This is a genomic window from Polaromonas sp. P3_C2 (assembly GCF_056402675.1).
This window is the reverse complement of the sequence record NZ_JBFUGX010000363.1, coordinates 1-4235: the sequence shown is the minus strand read 5'-3', so window position 1 is coordinate 4235 and position 4235 is coordinate 1. Positions and strand designations below refer to the sequence as shown.

The 4235-nt window shown below is 62.8% G+C and carries 6 protein-coding genes; all 6 read right to left on the bottom strand.

The window, feature by feature from the left end:
• On the bottom strand, positions 1–1282 hold a 1282-nt coding region (locus AC1DWI_RS15095), incomplete at its 3' end, for a TAXI family TRAP transporter solute-binding subunit (RefSeq protein ID WP_477725125.1).
• A gap of 138 nt (positions 1283–1420) precedes the next feature.
• Positions 1421–1720 carry a copper-binding protein gene (locus tag AC1DWI_RS15090; protein ID WP_477671438.1) on the bottom strand — a complete coding sequence of 100 codons (300 nt, stop codon included), beginning with the start codon at positions 1718–1720 and terminating at the stop codon, positions 1421–1423.
• A gap of 11 nt (positions 1721–1731) precedes the next feature.
• A complete protein-coding gene (locus AC1DWI_RS15085; RefSeq protein WP_477671439.1) occupies positions 1732–2214 on the bottom strand; it encodes a DUF411 domain-containing protein in 483 nt (160 codons plus the stop codon).
• Between the two features lie 22 nt (positions 2215–2236).
• Positions 2237–2731: a cupredoxin domain-containing protein gene (locus AC1DWI_RS15080; RefSeq protein ID WP_477671440.1), complete on the bottom strand. Its 495-nt coding sequence runs from the start codon at positions 2729–2731 to the stop codon at positions 2237–2239.
• A gap of 49 nt (positions 2732–2780) precedes the next feature.
• Positions 2781–3368, bottom strand: a complete 588-nt coding sequence (locus AC1DWI_RS15075) for a Spy/CpxP family protein refolding chaperone (protein WP_477725124.1) — start codon at positions 3366–3368, stop codon at positions 2781–2783.
• Between the two features lie 21 nt (positions 3369–3389).
• Positions 3390–4235, bottom strand: an 846-nt coding sequence (locus AC1DWI_RS15070; RefSeq protein ID WP_477725123.1) for a multicopper oxidase domain-containing protein, incomplete at its 5' end; no start/stop codon positions are given.

Here is a 4235-nt window from a genome sequence, read left to right as displayed (position 1 = left end):
GTTCTTCCAGCAAGGCCGCGTTGCCACTGTTTTCCCCGGAGATTTCCACGCGGTTTTCGATGTCGCGCAGTTGGCCGTACCAGCGGAAGATGCGTGAACGCACACGAAAGGCATACAGCGGCGGGATGATGCGCGACAGCGGCAGCATGATGGCGATGATGATGCCCATCGCCAGCCACATCCGCTCGACCAGGTTGGCCACCCAGAAGGGCAGGTAGCGCTGCAGTACGGGGGTGCCGTTCTTGATGGCGCGCTCGGCCTCCTTGGCAATGGGCAATTCGCTGTTGTCGCGGTTCGGGTATTCGCGGGCGCTTTTGAACCAGCCGGCCCCGCCATGGATGTCGTTGCCGGCCTGGGCCAGCAGCTGCTGCAGCGCGGGATGAATACCGGAGCGCGTGATAAGTGAGGTGGTCGATGCGACCAGCCGTACGTCATCGGGCGGAATATTGCTCGCCAGATCCACCACGCCGCGTGGCAGGCGGGTCGGCGTCAAAAATGCAAAGCGCCGCGAATAGGCTTCGCTCTGGGCAAAATTCATGAGCTTGACGCCGGGGGTTTGCAGCAGCATCTGCACCATCAGCGACTCCGGGGCGGACGCGAACACAATCGCGTCCAGTTCCCCGCCCAGAAAGGCCACGGTCGCGGGCGTCTGCTCCAGTCTCGACACTTTCATCGTAGCGGGATCGATGCGGTTGCTGTCGAACAGTTTCGCCATCAGGCTTGGGACGCCGCTGCCTGGCGTTCCCAGGTTGACGCGCAGGCCCTGCAATTGCGTGAGCGATGTGAGGCTGGCGTCTTCGCCCGTATCCGCGGAGTCTGCCTTTGGGGCGAGTCGGCTGCCTGGCGCCTTCGCGGCCCGTGCCGCGGCAGCTACTTTGCGCGCCGCATCTTCCCGGTAGAACAGCCAGAGCGGTTCCACAAACAGGCTGCCCAGCGACGACAGGTCTTCTTCATCCTGGGCGGTGTAGTCGCTGGTGCCGCCCTGGACAAAACCGACGTCCACCTTGCCTTCGCGCAGCAACTGCAGGTTGGCGGCTGAGCCTTCCGAGGGCACAAGGACCACCTGGATGCCCTCCTGAGCCAGCGCCTTGGCGTAGCGTTTGCCGAATTCTTCATAGGCGCTTTGCGCCGGGCCGGTCGCCAGGCTTACCCGCTTGGGCGGGTTCGGGTCCAGCCACCAATAGGCCAATACCAGCAGCGCCGCCGCCAGCAGGATGAACGGGCCGGCGGAGACCCACAGATCGCGCAGGGACAACAGGGTGTAGCGAATGGTTTTAGGCATGCGCCGAACCATAGCATGGGGCCGCTGCCGGCCTGCAGGCAAAGTTTGTCTATTGGTAAAAATGGCCTGCAGGCCAATCAGGACAAGCGCAAGAAGCTATCAAAATGAGAGCGGATTGGCGATCGTGCCGGTGGGCGCTTACTTGCGGGGTTCGATGGAAAGCACGGTATAGGTCCCGTTGATCCTGTCCACAGTGAAACTGACCTTGTCCCCGGCTTTCACGGTTTCCAGCATCGCGGGGTCCTTGACCTGGAACACCATGGTCATGCCGGGCATGTCCAGGTTCTTGATCTCACCGTGCTTGAGGGTGATCTTGCCGGCCTCCTTGTCGACTTTGCGGACTTCGCCTTCGGTCGGCGGCAAGGCCGCCTGCGCCAGGGCAAGCGACGTGGCCAGTACGGCAAAGAGGGCAGCCCCTATGCGGTTAAAACGTTTCATGGGGAATCCTTTCAGGTGCGGTGATAGCTTTGGTAAATGCGGGTACTGCCATCGCGGTGAACCAGCAGCACGTCATACGGGTCTTTGCGTCCGCCATAAAGCGGCGCATCCATGCCGGGCGAGCCCACCGGCATGCCGGGAACGGCCAGGCCTACGGCCTGCGGGCTCTCTTTGAGCAGGCGGTAGATCTCACGGGCCGGCACATGGCCTTCCAGTGCGTAGCGCTTGCCGGCCAGGCTGACTTCCGCCGTGTGGCAGGAGCCGAGCTTTTCCGGGATGCCGAGCCGGGTCCGCGCCGCCGTGTTGCCGCTGTCGTGAATGCGAACCTGGAACCCGTTGGCCTGCAGGTGCGCCACCCAGTCCTTGCAGCAACCGCAGTCAGGGTCTTTCCAGACTTCGACGGGTACTTGGGTCTGGGCCCACAGTGCCGGGGTGAGGGCTGAGGCGCTTGCAATCGCGGCCGTCACCTGGATGAGTTGTCGTCTTTGCATCATGTGTGCTCCTTGTGTGAACGGATCAGCGGGCCGCAACAGTGATCTTGCCCACCATGCCTGCCTGGTAGTGGCCGGCGATCAGGCAGGCGAAGTCGAATTCGCCGGCGCGGTTGAAGGTCCAGACCAACCCGCCCGACTTGCCCGCCGGCACGTGCGCCATGTAGGGCTCGTCGTGCTCCATGCCCGGAAACTTCACCATCATCGCCGCGTGTTCGTCGAGATTCTTTTGGGTCCCGATCACCAGTTCATGCAAAAGTTTGCCGCGATTGCGGATTTCAAAACGCACGGTTTCGCCTTGCTTGAACGAGAGCTTGTCGGGTGTGAACCGCATGTTGTCGTCCATGGATAGCGTGACGGTTCGTGTGGCTGCGCTGGCATCGCCCGCAATGCCCCAGGGCTTTTGCTCTTTCGGGGCCGGGGCAGCACTGGGGCTGTGGACAGCATCGCCGTGGGCGAAAGCCGGCGCGGCCGAAGCTGCAACAACGGCGGCGGCAAGAATGGCGGTAAGTGGGTTCATGGTGTGGTCCTTGTGGATGAAGTTAAAGAGTCAAAAGTTCAAAGTCAAATCAATGTTGGTGCCCGGGATGCCCGGCCGCTGTGCCCGGCGCATCGCTGTAGCCGCGCAAATCCGCGTAAAGGTTTATCTGCTGCGGTGTCAATAAACCTGCCTGTTGCAAGTGCGTATGCAAGTGCGAGGCACGCAACTGGGCTTGAAGCAGGCCAATCTGCCGGGTCAGGGCATCAACCTGTGCCGCGTTCACCTGCCTGCCGGCAAAGGCGCTGTCCAGGTCACGCTCGGCCTCCACCAGCCTGGCGCCCAGCGCGCGGGCCTCGGCCTTGTGCTGGTTCATCAGTGCTTCGCTGGCCTGCTTTTGCGCGGCGCTCAGCGCCAGCGGGCCGGCCAGTTCCAGCACGTRCATGGGCCCCGGGTAACCGTTCAATTCGGCCGCTTTGGCTTGTTCCATGCCTTTGCCGGCCAGAAGGTCAGCGGTTTGTGCCGCCGACAGGGCTTTGATGCCGCGCGCTTGCTGGCCCGCGTAGGGACTTGCTGCGGGGTTTTCACCCCTCGTCTGGCCATGTTGGGCAAACAGGGCTGTAGCGCCCGACAGTAAAGCGCAAGCAGCTATCAATTTAAGAGCGTTTTGGGTTTTCATGGTGTTCCTCAAGGTTCTGGGTCAGTGGCCGGTATGGCCCTGGGGTTTGCGGATATTGATTTCAGTGCCGCCCGCAGGTGCGGCCGGATTGCCAGGCTGGGGGCGGRCCGGGTCGGGCAGGGCGCCCTTCCACTCATAAGCCTGCGTGCCGGCCGGCTGCCGGTACCAGCCCGGGTCCTTGTATTCGCCGGGCTTCTGGTCCCCGCGCACCTTGAGCACGCTGAACATGCCGCCCATTTCCACGCCGCCGTAGGGGCCCTTGCCCGTCATCATGGGCGCGGTGTTGTCGGGGATCGGCATCTCCATCTCCCCCATATCGGCCATGCCGCGTTCGCCCATCACCATGTAGTCGGGCACAGCCTTCTGGATTTTCCTGACGAGACCGCGGTGGTCCACGCCAATCATGGTGGGCACGTCGTGACCCATGGCGTTCATGGTGTGGTGGCTTTTGTGGCAATGAAAAGCCCAGTCGCCTTCCTCGTCCGCCAGAAATTCAAACTGGCGCATCTGGCCCACGGCAACATCCGTCGTCACTTCCGGCCAGCGGGCCGGCCGCGGCGTGGGGCCGCCGTCGGTGCCGGTCACCGTGAACTCGTGCCCGTGCAGGTGCATCGGGTGGTTGGTCATGGTGAGGTTGCCCACACGTATGCGCACCCTGTCGTTCCTGCGCACCACCAGCGGGTCAATGCCGGGGAAGATGCGGCTGTTCCAGCTCCACAGGTTGAAGTCCAGCATGGTCATGATCTTCGGCGTCATGCTGCCGGGTTCGATGTCGTAGGCGTTGAGCAGGAACACGAAGTCGCGGTCGACGACGTCGATGAGCGGATGTTTTTCCCTGGGGTGTGTGACCCAGAAACCCATCATGCC